Raw genomic sequence first — 17254 nt, 5'->3', positions numbered from 1 at the left:
ATACTTCATTTACATAGGTAACATTGTATCCATGCATTGCTAATAGAAATGCAAATTCATCTATAGTTATATTATTTACGGACATTGAAATATCAGAAATGCTAGCTGTGCTTGGTTGAGAAAACATCATACAAATGCTTAATATCATCAAGATATTTAAATCGCGATTCGAACTCATAGTTATTTATTAGTTGTTATCGCTTAAATACTTTTTGCTTATATTACAGGACCGTAACGTAAAATTTATTTTATCCATTAATTTGATTATATTTATTTTCGTAGGTCACTATTATGTCAGATGAAATTATATCGAAGCCAAAAGAAAGGAAGAAGGGTAAAAGAGTTCTGACTCCTAATACCGGCGGAGGAACAAAGTCCGTGAAGTCAGGTCCTATCGGTTCTCCGTTCCCGAATATGAACGCCATGTTTACGGGCAGGAGAATCGACGTCAAGCTACTAGAGCAGACTGCTAGGGCTCCGCCGGTCGCAAGATCCCTCTGGCAACTACAACTCATTGCATTCCCGTGGTTTGACTTTGATATTATACGGCCTGAGGACATGGAGCCTGACGAAGAGTCCGATAAGAAACTGAAAATCAAACTTGAGGAACTGGAACGTCGTCTTAATACTACCATTATGTGCTCCCAAGCCATGTATGACGTCGTCACGTATGGCAGCGCTATTTTTGAGATAACCTGGAAGGAAGACGAAGATGGCTACGTTGTGCCCGACGTAGTGCAACGGTTACCAGCTCAATCTTTCAGACAGGCTCCATCCCATGCAATCGGCGACCGTAATCGTTATGTCGTCGGTAACATCCTGAAAGGCATCGTATTCGACAAGCAAGAAAAAGAATACCAGTACTGGCAGTTACAAAATCCATACGGCAGTACTGGTATTCCAGTACGTATTCCCACGGAGCAAATCATACATATTAAAGATATACGGTCGAGCTACGTCGACGGCGAGCCATATCTAGCTGGAATTACTTCGACTATAGCGCAACTGGAATTTGCCCGAAAACGCGTCATGCAGACGATCACAAGAATTGGCTCGCCAAAACAAGTCGCAACCGTAGGAATTCCTCAATCCTACATGAAGGCATTAGAAGCCAACCAAATTCCTGTGAATGTTACAAGTGCGGTCCCTGGTGCCAGTCTTACTCCAGCTGATGCCATGTTAACGGATCTCTGGGATTTGGCTAGGAACGTCGTCGAAAATCAGAACTCGGATCTAGCAGTAGCAGTCCCAGAAGGCATAAAACTCGAATGGGAACGGCCATCAATACCTTTTAATCCCACGGAGATTGATCAATATCTAATTAAGGAAGCCATCTATCATATTTTTCCGAGAGATATCTTAGAGGTTGCAGTTCAGGCAATTTCCACGACTTCGAGTCCGCTTTTAGAACTGCTCAAAATGATGGTACAAGGCTGGCAGTCATTATGTAGTATTCAATTTGAAAACCTCCTTTGGAATAAGTTCTTAGAGCTGAATGGTTATGATGGTTATCGAGTAGAGCTTGACTGGGCGTCATTGATTCCGCCAGACCAACAAAAAGTAGAGTTACTAGCCATCCAGAAATTTAACATGCATCTCATTACCCTGAATGAAGCTAGGGCAGAGATCGGACTTGCTCAACTGGATCCAGCTCCCTGGATGACGGACCTAACAGAACGCGAAATCCTAGAAAAAGAACTTAATATCTGGCGCACTGGCGGACAACAACAGCAAGGACAGCCTGGTATGGGAGGTATGGGCGGACTTGAAGGTATGTTTGGCAGTGGTGCAGAAGAAGAAGCTATGCCTGAAACCGAAGAAGAATTACCGCAAGTCGACGAATATGGTAATCCAGTTGAAGAGAACCCTGAAGAAATCCAAGATTGGATGACTCAAAATTCTGTTCCAAAACAAAACATGTCCTTGGATGGCTTCAGGACCACAAAAGATCTCGACTTACAGCTAGAGTCTATCCTGAAAAGCATAGAACCCGAAGTAATGGCTGCCATTGAAAAGATTGCTCCGAAAACTAGCAAAGCACAGCCATGAAACTACCTGAAATAGTCGCCATGGTAACTGCTATTGTAGTAGCAGCTACTAGCATAATTTCCTTGGTAATGCAAAGTCCAACTACTGTCCAAGATACCATTGATACAACTACGGCTATTATAGTCAATAATAATACCATTACAATAGACAGTGTAAGCCAAAACGAAGTCCGATTTATGTTTATAGAAAATAATATTACTTATATTTTAGATATAAATAAGAATATTACGAAAGTAAATAACGTGACCTGATTCCATTTATTTTATATTCCTGGAGTATTTTCACCATGCCTACTAAAAAACCAATAAAAACGATTAAAAAACCAGTATCAATACCTGCTAAAAATGTTAAAAAACCGGTCGTCATCACGGCTAAAAATCAGAAAACTATTGCAAGTGCTCCAAAAGAAGTCCGCGTGGATACTTCCAAGCTCAGTAAGAACAAGAAATTCCAGGAACTCTTGGACGATGCTATTACCGGCATAGAAATCGATACGGATGACTTAGACGACGATATGCTTGAGGCCTGGGAAGAGTTTGACGACGAACTGCGCCCAAAGTTAGCCAAGAAAAATTGGGCTTTGTGGGCCGCCATATTTTCCCCCGTCATATTGCCCGGTATCGTCAAGGGAATGAGGTCCGAGCCAACAGTACCTCAGCCAAAAGTAATTATTAAGGGACGGCAACAAGAAGTTGTTCCGCCGGTCGAACCACGCAAGATCGTAAATTACTGTTCTAAATATTTTCAAAATCATGGCTTATCGCTTTGCAAGTCCCTAACTGAAACTGACTTATCGCGACTCAAGGACGACCTCAAACAGAACTGGGACAAAGGTCCAGATGCCTTCGCTGAAGCCTTTAAAAAATCTTACCCCGTAAGTAAGTCACGGCTAGAAATGATTTATAAGAATGAGCGACATCAAGCAGAATATTCAGGGGTATTGGAACGTGCCAAAAACGCCGACCACTCTTACAAACGATGGGAAACAATCGGTGATGAACGCACCTGCGATATATGTCTTGCCATGGACGGTGAAATAGTGCCCATAAACGAGAAATTCAGTAACGGCCAAATGATACCAAGTGCTCATGTGAACTGCCGGTGTTCAATGACATCTTATTCAGAAGAAGATTACGACGATTTACCAGATGAGTATATTAGACAGGATGCTGCATATCTAAATGACGTAGCTGAATTCCTCCGTCTTAATTCTAAGTGCAAGCGTGGCACCGTTGACGAAAGTAATAAATGTAATCCTGACCAAGATAATACATCAATAAATTTAAATCCGGATATATCTCCCAAAGATTATGATGCTTATGAGAAATATTACCAAGCCATACTAAAAGATAAATCCGAACCAGATCGTGTTATGAGAAGACTTAATGCAGAAACTCTTGAACGAAAATTTTATCGTATTACTAAGGATTCGTTAAACGAGAATAAATTAAATAACGATAAACATATAATGGAACATGGTAACAAATTATGGAATAGCTTAAGCAAAGAATCTCGAGGTGCTCTTAAAGAATATACAAGTCATGATTATGGAGTAATTAATTCGGCACTACAAGAAGACATCGTTAGAGATGAAGTACGTTATCTAAAAGAAGCTACTAGTCATCCACTAGGATTTTCTACTATACTGTATAGAGGAATATCATTTAAATTACCAAACGAAATATATAAAAATGGATCGGAGTGGGTCCACAAACCATTTGGATCTTGTAGTACTGGCCAATTTATAGCAGAGGAAGCAGCTACCGGTAAACTAACGCATGTAGATTCTGAAACACCTACCATACTAGAAATATTTACAGATCCTGAAACAAAAGGTTTTGCTATCGGTAAAAATAGTTTTCATTCGGGCGCAGATGCAGGATCAGAAGTTATTTTAGATAGTGGTACTAGATTCAAAACTATACATTCAGAAAAACAAGGTAAAATGAGAATACTGACTGTTCGAGTATTACATGATAAGAAAAAACAAGATGCCTCCTATCTCAGTGACGTAGCCAATCAAATGAAGTTAAATTATAAATGCCCTGAGGGTAGTCATGACGAAGGGTTTGGTTGTGGTGGTGAAGAAAAAAAATCTTTCCAAAAAAATACGATTGAACCTCTATATTCTGATTATGAACCTCCAGAAGAATCTACAGAAGATATTAATAATGCAGAAGAATTATTTGATAGTGCATCTGAATATGAAAGAGATGCTATCGATGGATGGTCACGTGGCGATTATTCAGAAATAAATGAAGCTATTTTTAATAAATATTTAACCAATGATATAAAACATAAAATTGAGAATATTGATAGTGTATTATCAAGATCAACTATTAGCCAGGATACCGTATTATACTCTGGTATTAGTAAACATAGTTTTGATAATATATTAAGCATGATAAAAAACGATAACAAACTAATTTATCCTGGTTATATGTCAACATCGGATGACCGAAATGAAGCAAATTCTTTTTCAGAATCAAAAGATGGTAAAGATTTATTAATCAGAATTGAATGTGTACCTGGAATAGAAGCATTGAAATTAACAAATACTTGGAGTAGATTTTCAGACGAAAAGGAGTATCTAGTTGGCAGAAATCAAACATTTTTATTTAAAGGTATCATAGAAAATGAAGATGCTCGTTATATTAATTTACAATTTCAGTTGAATAATAAGTCTAAACAAAATGCTTCCTATCTCTCGGAAGTCACTAACTTCATTAAGCTTAACTACAAGTGCAAAAAGGAAGACAGTCCCGACGGCAGTAATAAATGCACATTAGATAAAGAACATACTAATATTGATACCAAATCTGATGTTATAAGTCAGGTTAAAAATACAAAAACATTTACGGATGTAGTTTCTGGGAAATTATTACCATCAAAATTAGATAATATAGGAATTGAATTAGCAAAAGAATACGGATTAGACAAACCACCTATCTCAGTATCCGAGTCAGAATTAGATAATATTATAGAATCCGGAAGTAAAGAAATAACTAGAATTGTTACATCTAATGAATATGTAAAAGAATTTACCCAACAAGAAAAACTTCATATGAGTAACGGATTATACGGAACTGGTATATATACCGCATATAAACAAGGCGTACCTCAGATTGAAGACAATTTTCACAAAGCAACCAATACCAAACTTTATAAAATAAGAATGGCTATTGATAATACAGCTAATATTATTACTATAGATAACATAACGTCAGAAATACGTAATCAGTTATCATTAATAGAAGAACTCAGCACTAATTCCCGACGCAATATTGATAATCAAATAGACAAATTAATAACAAATTATGGTGATAACGAAAAAGAAATAAAAAAAATAATATCAACCGGAGAATTTAATAACAAAATATTTGCCGCTATGAGAATACTGATTAGCGATCCTGGAATATATGCCATATTAAAAGGATACGATGCAATTGATATTCCAGATCACGAATATTTATTAGTGCTCAATAGAAATAAGTTATATGTACAGAGAGACACGGCAACACAAAATTCAGCCTACCTTCAGGAAGCCGCAACTTACCTTATCTTAAGTAAGGCTGCCCAGAAGTTGAATGCAAATTGCAAAAAAGAAGAAAAGATCGGAGAAGGCCCTGGATCTTGTGGTGGCGGAAAAGTAGACAGCAATGCCAGTCAAGAAACTTATGTTGGCTTTAAAGCGGATCATGACTTCTCTAGTAAACAAGACCGAGAAGCTAACATGAAGGTGCAGGCTGTGTTGGATAGAGCAGCAGAACCACTTAAAAAAGCTAGTAAGGAAGATATAATAACATTAAGAAAATATTCTTCTACTACATTCACTAGTATAAATCAATATTTAAATGGTAGCTTAGAGAAAAACTATGGTAAAGATAATATTATTATTAAAAATGTTAAAAAAGAAGTAGAATCTATGGATAGGTTATTTTCTGAAGCCGATTTACAAGATCCTTTAATAACATATCGCGGAGTGAAAGATAATATTATGGTCAAACACCCAGAATTAAGGGATGCTCTTGATACTCCTGGATCAGAAGTTCAATTTCCGTGTTTCACTTCCACAAGTGCTCTACCTTTCCAAGCTAATAGATTTGCTGATGGTTATTCCGGTAGACTATTAGAACTTCAATTACCAAAAGGTACCAAGGCTTTATTTATCGCAGAAGAAAGTGGTGTACCCCAAGAATTTGAAGTACTGGTAAATCGTGGCATCAAATTCGAAGTCGGAGAAACCAGGTATACTGATGTTACCACGCCGGAAAAAGGAAAGAAAATAGTAAACAGAATTAAGATAACTACTATAAAGGCGATCGCATGAAGCAAAAAGAAGTAATCCACAATAAATTCATCGAATCAAACTTAGAGTCCATAAAAGTATTGAGAATTGGATCTAAAAATAAAGAAAAGACTAAAGAAAAGTAACCTCAACTCTACACCTTATCAAAGAGAACAGAACCCAGAAAGATCTGAGTCCTGGTCCTTGATGTTTGGTTGGGGCATTTTATTATAAGTAATTACTAGTATATAAAGCTTTTGGTCGAAAGTACGTAAAATTCCGTACCACCCTTTATTTGATTATAAAAATATCGGAGAAAAGTAAAATGTGGAAAATTAACAAAGGTAATTGGGAATACATAGTAGTTGATGAGCCAGAAGGTCAAGTTGTTGTTAAGACGGACATACCTGCGAAAGATGAGAACGTTCTAATTGATATTCCAGAAGGACAGGTAGTTGTCAAGAAAGTCAGGAAGCCAAGAAAAAAGAATGTTTGAGATTCAACCTTCAATTTCTTTGAGGACCTTACGGCAAGCTTTTAGGTCAACTCCATTCTTGGTAGCAACGTGTTTGAGCGTCCTGCCATGTTTCATCTCGGAGTATGGGAATCTCCGGGACGGAGATCTGATATTCTGACAGCATGAGTACTCAGCCAAATAGAAGCGACCTTGCTTGTCGAAGGTCCCTTCAGGATTTGTTTTCCTGTCTCGTAAATCTTGGTATTCACGTACCGTTGCAAGGACTTTCGGATTTATGTTCTCAGACATCTTATTTCACTCCAAGTACTAATAGTACTTATTGGAATATAAAGCTTTTGGTCTAACGTAAAATCATAATTCATTTCATATATTATACAATATAAAAGTTTAGACGTGATAATTGATGGTACTTGACAAAATACGATTATTAGAAGCAATTGCATTGTTAATGGCATCTGATCAAGGAGTTATTGATCTAACTACAGAAGACAAAGCTCCAATATCAACAGCATTAGGTGGGCACGAATTAAAGGCATGATGTTAGTATTATGCCTTGATTTGACGTAAAATCTATAAATCACTCCATATTATTTGATTATAATAATTATAATCCTATAACGTAAAATTCTATGCTGACCTTTATTTGATTATATTATATATTTATTTAGGAGCTGGTCATTATACCTTTCAAGGAGTATCACGCCGCTAGGATTTCGGATCCAGATCAGTATGATCGGATTGTGACGGAAGATCTTGGCGACGGAATACAAATGTTGCTAGGAGTGAAAAAAGAAGGTGACGAAGAAAAGACTTCAACCCAAAGCTATCACTTCGATAAAGAAAAGTGGAAGCCAAAAGACGTGAAAAATTGGCTTAAGGAGCATAACGAAACTCCGATAGAACTAGAAATGGCTAAAAAAGATACTGAAGTCAAAGAAGATGCATCTGGCTCTATTATTTCCAGAAAAGGCGACGTCATTCCAGAGCAAGTTCCGATTGATCGAGTACCTGATAAACTATTTGGTAATATAAGACAGCAAGATATTCCGGAATTATTAGATGCTACGGTAAATACCGACGTTGTAACACAAGTAGTAGAAGAGAGACCTGATGACGAAACCTTAATGGAACGTTCCGAACCTGAAGGTATATCCGAAGATTATGATGAAGAATTGGATAATTCTAATCGAGAACCAGAAGAAATACCTGCGAGTGTTACTAATCCAAATTTTAGTCCTTCACGAGCCAGAGATAAATTGGTTAATTGGGCAACTGGCAAAGATGGCAAAGTCAATAAAAAACCATTATTGAAGTGGTTTTTAGATATCGACGGCGGACCGGCTCAATCGGTTAATTCCTATAGATATCCTACTGGTTATGTCATAGATAACGAGCCTCAATATTGCAAGCTATCGCTGGATTCAAGTTGGGATTTAGCATCTGGTAATCAGACAGGCGTTGCTAATCGGAATATTCAGAAAAAAATAATTTTCATTAAGAACCGCGAAGGTATGCCACTGACAGAAGAACAAATAGACTTTACCGAACGCCACATGTCCGCAGAAAAAGTAACTTATCATACATTAGAGGATGACAATAGTCCTGGTGGAATCGACTTTGTCGATCATACCGAACTGAAATTAAATTCATCTCCTGCTGGATCCAAAATCATTTATGAAGATGACTCCGTAATTGACGTGCCAGTTGTGCCGATGAGGGAAGGAGTTTTCACTGGGACCGATGGAATACCCACCCTCAAGAAGTTCGAGTACTTTGGCAAGGATGCCCATTGGTTGGAAGGTCAGCCCATCCTAAAGGGGCATACTGCACCTACAGAACTTGTAACCTATAAACATAATCGCATTGGCAAACTCATGAATGTTACGGCACGACCTGACAAAAAAGATGTTGTAGCAGTCGCCCGGTATTATAAAGAAAAGCTGACGCCTGAAGATTTGACTAGAATTAGATCTGGTACTCCCTACGACGGTTCCATAGCTTATACTACTCATACTTCAATGACTCCAGGCGAACTTAATGGTACCAAGTATAATGCGGTCGAGGATGGCGGTTATCACTTCTATCACTTTGCGGAGCTTGCTAACGGTATCGGAGCCTGTAGTACTAAAGACGGTTGCGGCTTCATGTTAAATGAAAAAGAAATAAAAAGTAATTCTGCTCCGGAACCCATAATCTTTTATAATGATAAACGACGTGCCGAAGTAACCCACTCAGATGGATCTTGGTCTATTAAATTGAATAGTTCCGTAGGTGGTTCTGGCCTATTGGAAGCCACTACAGAACAAGATGCGTTAGAATGGTCCAGAATGTATGTTAAGTCAGGGTTGATACCTATTAACATGCAAAACAATTATAATTATTCTAATTTACAATCTCAAGGTAATGATAACATGACTAAACTCAATGAGAAAAAAGGCATGGTAAAAGATGCCGACGGTAATGAATGTATGTTTTTCGAGATGAAGGACAAAAAGTGTCCGGTGAAAGATGAAGAAGAAGATATAGAAGAAATGTTAGATGAAGAAGAAGAAGCTCCTATTGAAACCAAAACTAAAGAAAAAAAGAACTCAAGATTCTCAGGTAATAAAATGGCAACTGAATATATTGAAGCTGACATGGATGTACAGAAAATGAACGAAGCATTCGAACAGAAGCTTAACGAACGCGATGCTAAGATTGCGGAATTAACTGAGCAAGTCGAAGATCTCGTCCAGAAGCAGAATGCTATCGAACAAGCTCAGGTTGAAAAGAAGGCCGCGGAAGACTTCGAGGCATTTACCCAGAAGTTGAACAAGGCCCATCAAAAAGATGCGTCCGTACATTACGAAGGATTCAAGGCAAATGGCTGGACTTATTTCGATGCAAATCCAGGTATTTTCAGGGCCGAAATCGTAAAGCAGAATGCGATGGGATCTCCCGCAGCTGAAGGCGATAATGCTACGGCTCTACAGCAAGCACGTGACATGCTGAAGAAAGCTCAGAAAGAGCGATTTAGCAAGAGGGCATAAAACCATAACGTAAAATGTCCTCATTTCATTTATTTGATTATAATAATTTTAATTACATATTTCAAGGAGTCTAACAGATTATGGCTACAATTCCAACTTATATGACCAAGAAAGGTGTTCTTACCGCAGGTCATGGTATTATTAGAACTGGCGTCGCTGCCAGTGAAATTCCGTTTGGAGCCGTCGTGCATAGAAAGGCTGACGGAACAATCGGTGCAACTGTTTGTACCGCTACTTCCACTTATGATTATCTAGGAGTAGCTGTCAATGATGGTCGCGAGCAGAGACCTTACGACGGTTTTTATGCTGCTGGCAAGATAGTACCTTATGTTGCAACAGGTACTGCAAACGTATGGCTGCTTGGTGGACAAACAATTGATACTGGCAACTTCACCAGATTGCAGATTGATTCAACTGCTCTAGGAGCTGGTACTGAGTCTCTCGGTATTATTGTGCCGGAAACCACAGCTACAACTAAGACTCTATATACAATGGGTCGTGTCCTAGATGTCGCCGATAGCGGATCTGCTAACTACAAACAGAATTTTACTTCCATTAGCAATGACATCGTGACTTTCGGGTCTTCAACCATCAAGGATTATCTGGAATTAAGAGACGGTGACTATATCGTACTTGATTCCGATAATCACGCAGAAGTTAACATGGTCGCAGATTCTGACTATTCCAGTACGGCTGTCCAAATGGTCAAGACACCTCTAGCTCATTCTGGAAACCTATATGCGTACAAGCTAACTCAAGTGGAGATTGAACTTATTTAAGGTAATACACCTTAAATATATTTATTATACTAATTATTCAAGGAGTTTTAAATTTTATGGCAGACACAACTTTACATTATGGTTCTTTCATCCCGGAAGAAGTAGTTACAACCTGGGTACAGACCATTAATGATTACGAGCTGAACTACAGACCAGAACTAATTGCAAGAAATATCTTGCCATACAGGGACGTAGGCACTCAGATCGATATTGATGCAATTACTCATATTCAGACAACTTCTGGAAGAGCTGGAATTGTAGCAAAAGGAGCAAGCCCAGATCCAATCCAAATCGCGGCTGGTGTTGAAAAACACGAAATGTATCAGATTGGAACTGGCTTCTATATTAATGAGAGGGACCTGGCTAAAGTACAAGGCCCAGTCATGAAGACTGCCGAGATCAACGAAGTCATGGCTAAGATACATGCCACTGAAGATTACGTCGCAATGAACGGCGATAGTAGCCTCGGCATTAATGGTATCGTGGATGTTGCTCATGTAAATACTCGTGGCAAAGTGATCGACACAGCTACTAGCGCCACAGGAAACGACGTCAACAACATGGGTCCCTGGGACTCTTCCGGAGACACTCTGGATCCTTACGAAGATATCGTGAATGCTATTAAATTCATGGATCCAAGATTTAAGCCGTGGGGTCTAGTAGCAGATCGTGCTACTCTGTACAACTTATATAAGACCGATTCTGAGAGAGTTCCGTTTGCAGACTACATTGGCAAGCTCTTCGGAAAGGGCGAGAATGATAGATCCTGGATGATCGAGTCTCAGTTCACTCCCGCTGGCTATGCATATGTTATTCCTTATAGCCCTCAGGCAGCTGAATTCGTAGTATCTCAAGAAATCGACATTGCTGACGACTATGCCAAGGAAAAGGGCGGAAACTTCTGGATTGAGATCAAAGAATGGGTCTGCCCGATAGAAGTCCATAGTCCAGAAGCTTTTGTCGAAATAGATACCACGCCGTCATAAACCAGTTAATAGTTAAAAAAATAAGTAAAAATTTTATTTTTTACTTATTCAATATGAATAGATAATAAAATTATATTTCAATTTGGAGTTCTAAAAATATGCCACCTCAAAAATTTTCTAAATTAACTGGTCCTCAAACAGCTTCTTATGCTTCCCTGGATGCTGCTACAGAAGACATGGCTACTGATAGTTTTGTCTTTCTGAAAGGCGGTATTGCCAAGAAAGTAATTATGGCTGATGTCGTTGAAGACATTGCTGGGACTGTAACTACCACGGGTCTCGACGAGACAGACGGAGTTATGACAGTTGCTATTGCAGGCCTGGATGCTAAAACAACTCCTGTCGCTGCCGACAGCTTCATGATTAATGATAGTGCTGATGCAGACAGTCTCAAGGAAGTTACTTTTACTCAAGCTGCAATACCTCTTGCTGATGTCATGGCAGGCACTGCTTCTACTTCCGGACTAACTGATTCTTCTGGAGTATTGACTGTTGCTGCCAAGATAGCTCATTTGGAGGCTGCACTTCTCAAGGGAATCAGTACTGTTCCACTTAGCTTTGAGACTGGAGAACAAACTACCACGCGTATATATTTCCCAATGAAGGTTACAGTCAATAAAATTCGCGGCATCGTGATGAAGGCAATAGCTGGTACCGATAATGGTACAGTAACGTGCGGTAATTCTACTGGAGCTTCTGCTTCTGGTGTTCTGACTGCCACGGCTTCTGATGCTCTTAATACCGAATATTCGGCTTCTCCGACTACCAATAATACGGTCTTGGCCGACGGCTATTACTACTTGACGTCTGCTAAGAGTACTGCCGGCGGAAAAGTATTAGTCTCTCTGGAATGGACTCGAACTGCATAAATAATCTCATAGTCTTTTTTAGGTGACTTCTATGAGATTATATGATGCATATAGAATGGGATTACTATCCCTAAGTGATTATCAAGCACGGTTGGCTTCTGGATATACTCCGCAGTCACTTTTTGACTCTATTGAGCATGTATATTCAGGTGACATAGATAATTATATTACGGGTATTTCTACTAATACGTTGACCTCAGTACTTTCTTATAATATCGCGTATTCTAATAAGCAATCGGTTTCTATTACAAATACCGGTACGACAAATTCTATAGACGTCGTAGCTGAATATTACGTGACTAGTATCTTAAGCAAGACTATTACTGAGACTGTTGCTCCATTAACTACTTTCTTCATAGAAACTGAGTATGCTGGATCAGCCGTAATTATAAAAGTCGTTGATACAGTTCTGAATAATCATAGTACATTTGAAGTTGGTACGGTAACATTCTGATTGTATAATAGCTAACTTCATATTGTAGTATTATTGGCTACAATACATCTATTTTCATATCAATAAAGTCGCGAGTAGGCACAAAAGCCATAGTTGCAGTTATAGATCCAGCAACTCTGGACACGTTGCCTCTTGCAGCCACTGATAATGGAGACGGTACATCTACTCTGAAAGTAGATACTGAACTTACTGCGACAATTGATCCGACTGGACTGGCAACCAGTGCTAAACAAGATACTGGAAATTCCAGTCTAAGCAGCATCAATGCAAAGTTGCCGACTTTGGTTGGCGGTAAAATTCCGGTTGATGCTTCTGTTTCAATTGATGCCATAGATATTGGTAATGTTGATATTACTGAGTTTCCGGCTGGAAATCTCGGACAGCAATTAAAAGCTGCTTCACTTTCCGTGGCTCCGGCTACCGATATTACAGATGCAACTTATTTAGGCGACATTAAATTCGGAGAATCATTGCCGGCAGGCTCAGCAATAGTCGGTAAGGTAGGCATAGATCAAGTTACTGCTAATGCGAATGGAGTGGTCGTGAAATCCATTACAGCGGGACCACTACCAGATACAAGTGCAGGCGACTTCGCGGACATCAGGGCGAAGATTAACACGATGCAAACAGACATCGCAGCTATCCGCGCGATTTTGGAGAGTTGAGCATGGGATTCTTGAATCGTCTTCCTAGCCGCCAAGATACCTATTACTCCCGGAATCGAATGTGGAAAAACAAAGGATCGGATACAGCAGCCAATAGGCGAACTCTCGTATCACCCTCTCACCTGCTCGTGAACATCGGCGGGGCCGGAAATCATGCATATGAGCTGGCAGCAGCCGTAGAGCTGGATCTCGATACCGCCGCCAATTGGGATGATACCCAGTACGCCACGGCAGCCAACCGAGCAGGAAAGGACTTCTATGTCTATGCATGTGTCCCGACCAGTGGCTACACGCCCGTCATCCTCCTGAGCGCTGCGGTGACCTATCCGGCTGGATACTCTGCTTCCAATAGCCGGATGATCGGAGGCTTCCATTGCGAGTGTGTCAATGTGGGCACGATCGCGGGGCACGCGCTGACAGGATACTTGGCTGGAGATATAATTCCTCGCTCAGTGTGGGATCTGGCGCATAGGTCTTCTGGCCTTCAGGCCGGCATGGTCTGGGCAGGGAGGACTGACTTTGATTCCGTGAACCTCGCGCCTATCTGGGTCATGATCTATCTGGCCAGCGGCACCGGATCGAGTACCCTATCCGTGAATGGCGCCACAATCTCAGATACCCGCGACTGGATGAGTTTCGCTGATGACTTTGCTGCTATTGGCTGCAGGCCGATGGAAGATGATGAGTTCCAGGCTATTGCTGCCGGCAGCAACGAGGAGACGAACATCGCAGGATCTGCTGATCCGGTGACCACTGGCGGCCATCTCGATACCGCTTCCAGGAGAATGATCAGCAACATCGGTTGTGAAGATTGCTGTGGGGTGCTCTATCAGTGGCTGCGAACTCAGAGCTTCCAGTGCAATCCCGATGGCTCTGTAGTGGCTGCAGCGAAAACAGCAACTGTCTATCATGCGGCTTCTCCAGGCGGAAATCCGATCTATATCAAATTCCTTGCTGATGGATCGCCATATCTGTGCTGCAACATGGCCAATGATGCCGTAGACAAGTGGATCACGCTCGGGACGGACTACAAAATTCTTGTCAAGCATGATGCTGACGCCGCTACCGGATCAACACTGATCTACTTCGACGACGATGGTACTCATCCCGGAAGAATCCTGGCTAACTTAGCACGGGCCAAGACATGCTATCTGAGCACCAACAACCCGGCGTACGCGCTACAGATCACATATTCTGCGACTGCCTCTTCAGTTGGAGTAGCGCTCTACTATGATGATGGAGCCGATGAGAGATTAGAAGCCGCTCTCCCGGGAGCCGCGAATGCAACGATCGATCTAGCTCTGCTTAGTCAGGCATTTTCGTACTACGATCTGCCTGGCGTAAAGGGTAGTATGTACAAGCAGGGAACCTATGGGGATGTGAAGCTACTCGCCGGCGGCTTTTGGACTCATGCGTCGAATGCCGGGTCGCGGGCGCGTTATGCGTATTACTATCGCTGGAATACGAATTCGTATGTCGGCGGTCGCGGTTGCGCGGAGCCGGCATAGTCGGAGTGCGGGAGTCGGGTTTTAGGGTAACAAAATTTGTTGCGGGTTGGGCGAGTTTGAACTGCTCACCAGCAGTAATTGGACGAATGGTGCGAATTGCAGTTCTCAGTATCAGAATGCGTATAACTATCGCTGGAATACGAATTCGAATATCAGCAGTCGCAGTTGCACAGATCCAGGAAAATGCGGAGAGCAACTCCTGGCTGAACTCGCCAACCTTGTCGAAAGGCAAAACACACAACGGAGGAGAACGGCAGCTAGTATCGAAAGAGAACGTTACCATTCTCAAAAATCATCATGAAGCGACATGGAAACTTATTCGAAAAGATAGTCGATGTAGACAACATCTATCTCGCCTACCAGAAAGCCAGGAAGGGCAAAAGTTGGCAGAATACTATCAGCCGCTTCGATGATGACCTAGACGAGAACATTTTCAATATCCGAGACTCGCTAATCGAGAAGACCTTCACCACATCACCGTACATCGAAAAGATGATCTATGAGCCTAAGCAGAGGGTCATCTATAAGCTGCCTTTCAATCCGGACAGGGTGGTGCAGCACGCTTTGATGAACGTTCTTGAGCCTATTTGGAGCGGACTGTTCATCCATGACTCATACGCCTGCAGAATCGGCAAAGGGATTCATGCTGCAAGTCGAAGAACCATGGACTTTATCCGAGCGGCAGGACCCGGAGCTTACTGTCTGAAGATGGATATCCGGAAGTTCTACCCCTCGATTGATCACGATATTCTCTATGAAATAGTCCAGAGGAAGATCAAGTGTCCCGATACTCTACGGCTGCTGGAAAATATCATCTATAGCATTCCGGGAGGCAAGAACGTGCCGATTGGGAATTATACCTCTCAATGGCTTGGAAACCTCTACATGAATGAGCTCGACCAGTTCCTGAAACATGAAATGAAGATCGGGTACTACATCCGGTATTGCGATGACTTCATTCTGCTTCACCAAGACAAAAGATTCCTGCACCAAATCGCGGCTGAGATAGAGAGCTTTTTAGCCGAGAAGCTGGATCTGAAACTGAGCAAGAACGACATCTTCCCAGTTCGACAAGGCATAGACTTCCTAGGATACCGGCATTTTCCGGATCATATTCTTGTCAGGAAGTCCACTGCTAAGAGGATCAAGCGCAGAATGCGAGAATTACCGGGACAGTTGGCCAGGGGCGAAATAACGTCGGATCAATACCGATCTTCAATCGCCTCAACCGAAGGCTGGCTTCAATGGGCCAACAGCCACAACTTCAAGCAATCTCTGGGGCTTGCTCGTGCCTGAAAGATTCGGGGATTTCGCGGAGGAAGAAGTCTTCGATGGTGAGAAGCTTCGGCTCGACGAGATCCTGAACAAAGAGATCCTGGTCACTGGATACAAAATCAAAGAAAGCCATCAGAAGAAAGGCACGCAATATCTCACTATTCACTTCATGCTGGAAGGCAAGCAGCACATCACTTTCACTGGCTCTGTTGTGCTGATGGACCAGCTCAAGAAATACGAGTCGCACTTGCCCTTTCTGACAGCGATCAAGAAGATTAATCGTCATTACACGTTTTCATAAGGAGATTACCATGAGAAGCTATCCAAGACTCCCACTTTCGAAGCAGGACTTCATAAATCTGCTTTCGATGCCAGAACATGCCGAGCGAGCCAAGGCCGATCTGCAAGCTCTGGCCGCACAAGATGATGAATTTGCGACTGTGGATCGGGGCACCGAGGACGCCCCGGATCTGCAGGTGATCCCCAATCCGCTACCTGCTTGGAAGCGAGCCGGATTCGCCAGCCGAGACGAAGCATTAGAAGTAGTTGGATCTTCACGAATTTAAGATGAATTATTGGAGATAAAAATATGGGATATTTCATAGTAAAAAAGACATTTTCTAACCAAGAAAAAGGTCAGACTACAAAATACATACCAAGTGACGTTAAGCGAGATGACTCATCATTTCAAAAGTCGCGACTAGAAAAGTGGCAGAAGCTTGGTTGGATTGAGTGGCATAAAGACTGAAAAACTTTTACAAATTTTTTGGAGGGCAATCACGTAAATTACATAATACTTATTATATTGACTATAAATATTACGAACTCAACTAATCCAATAGGAGTCATAATATCATGAAATTAGGACCAATAG

15 protein-coding genes are annotated in these 17254 nt (G+C 41.2%); 14 read left to right on the top strand and 1 reads right to left on the bottom strand.

Translation table 11 applies throughout. The annotated features are described in order from the left end of the window. Positions 1-291: 291 nt before the first annotated feature. From PHO71_RS23295 to PHO71_RS23280, 4 genes are all read left to right on the top strand, one after another. Positions 292-2049 carry a hypothetical protein gene (locus PHO71_RS23295; protein ID WP_300208216.1) on the top strand — a complete coding sequence of 586 codons (1758 nt, stop codon included), beginning with the start codon at positions 292-294 and terminating at the stop codon, positions 2047-2049. Then, the gene (locus PHO71_RS23290; protein WP_300208214.1) at positions 2046-2300 is read left to right on the top strand and encodes a hypothetical protein; all 255 of its coding nucleotides are present in this window, start codon (positions 2046-2048) and stop codon (positions 2298-2300) included. The genes PHO71_RS23295 and PHO71_RS23290 overlap by 4 nt, the downstream gene beginning before the upstream one ends. A 35-nt stretch (positions 2301-2335) precedes the next feature. Continuing rightward, positions 2336-6379: an ADP-ribosyltransferase gene (locus tag PHO71_RS23285; protein ID WP_300208212.1), complete on the top strand. Its 4044-nt coding sequence runs from the start codon at positions 2336-2338 to the stop codon at positions 6377-6379. A 283-nt stretch (positions 6380-6662) separates the two neighbouring features. Further along, complete coding sequence (locus PHO71_RS23280; protein WP_300208209.1) at positions 6663-6833, top strand: hypothetical protein; 171 nt, start codon at positions 6663-6665, stop codon at positions 6831-6833. Between the two features lie 3 nt (positions 6834-6836). On the opposite strand, the gene PHO71_RS23275 is transcribed toward PHO71_RS23280, so the two are convergent. Continuing rightward, positions 6837-7103, bottom strand: a complete 267-nt coding sequence (locus PHO71_RS23275) for a hypothetical protein (RefSeq protein ID WP_300208208.1) — start codon at positions 7101-7103, stop codon at positions 6837-6839. Between the two features lie 452 nt (positions 7104-7555). Between PHO71_RS23275 and PHO71_RS23270 the strand changes: the two genes are divergently transcribed. The 10 genes from PHO71_RS23270 to PHO71_RS23225 all read left to right on the top strand — a co-directional run bounded on the left by PHO71_RS23270 (position 7556) and on the right by PHO71_RS23225 (position 16946). Beyond that, on the top strand, positions 7556-9844 hold the full coding sequence (locus tag PHO71_RS23270) for a hypothetical protein (RefSeq protein WP_300208206.1): 2289 nt from the start codon (positions 7556-7558) through the stop codon (positions 9842-9844). 185 nt (positions 9845-10029) lie between these two features. Next, entirely contained in the window at positions 10030-10623 is a 594-nt protein-coding gene (locus PHO71_RS23265) for a hypothetical protein (RefSeq protein WP_300208204.1), read from the top strand. A 56-nt stretch (positions 10624-10679) separates the two neighbouring features. Then, positions 10680-11609: a hypothetical protein gene (locus PHO71_RS23260; protein WP_300208201.1), complete on the top strand. Its 930-nt coding sequence runs from the start codon at positions 10680-10682 to the stop codon at positions 11607-11609. A 98-nt stretch (positions 11610-11707) separates the two neighbouring features. Next, positions 11708-12478 (top strand): hypothetical protein, encoded by a 771-nt coding sequence (locus PHO71_RS23255; RefSeq protein ID WP_300208198.1) that lies wholly within the window; start codon positions 11708-11710, stop codon positions 12476-12478. A gap of 55 nt (positions 12479-12533) precedes the next feature. After that, positions 12534-12932: a hypothetical protein gene (locus PHO71_RS23250; RefSeq protein ID WP_300208194.1), complete on the top strand. Its 399-nt coding sequence runs from the start codon at positions 12534-12536 to the stop codon at positions 12930-12932. A gap of 125 nt (positions 12933-13057) precedes the next feature. After that, on the top strand, positions 13058-13597 hold the full coding sequence (locus PHO71_RS23245; RefSeq protein WP_300208191.1) for a hypothetical protein: 540 nt from the start codon (positions 13058-13060) through the stop codon (positions 13595-13597). A gap of 59 nt (positions 13598-13656) precedes the next feature. Further along, positions 13657-15105, top strand: coding sequence for a hypothetical protein (locus tag PHO71_RS23240; protein WP_300208189.1), 1449 nt, complete (start codon positions 13657-13659; stop codon positions 15103-15105). 297 nt (positions 15106-15402) lie between these two features. Further along, positions 15403-16401 carry a reverse transcriptase/maturase family protein gene (locus PHO71_RS23235; protein WP_300208187.1) on the top strand — a complete coding sequence of 333 codons (999 nt, stop codon included), beginning with the start codon at positions 15403-15405 and terminating at the stop codon, positions 16399-16401. Continuing rightward, on the top strand, positions 16388-16681 hold the full coding sequence (locus PHO71_RS23230; protein ID WP_300208184.1) for a hypothetical protein: 294 nt from the start codon (positions 16388-16390) through the stop codon (positions 16679-16681). The genes PHO71_RS23235 and PHO71_RS23230 overlap by 14 nt, the downstream gene beginning before the upstream one ends. A gap of 10 nt (positions 16682-16691) precedes the next feature. Continuing rightward, complete coding sequence (locus PHO71_RS23225) at positions 16692-16946, top strand: hypothetical protein (protein WP_300208181.1); 255 nt, start codon at positions 16692-16694, stop codon at positions 16944-16946. Positions 16947-17254: the final 308 nt, after the last annotated feature.

Origin of the sequence: Bacteroides sp. (genome assembly GCF_028690125.1) — a bacterium.
Taxonomy (GTDB): domain Bacteria; phylum Bacteroidota; class Bacteroidia; order Bacteroidales; family Bacteroidaceae; genus Bacteroides.
Note: the sequence above shows the minus strand (reverse complement) of the source record. Positions and strands in the feature narration are given on the sequence as shown.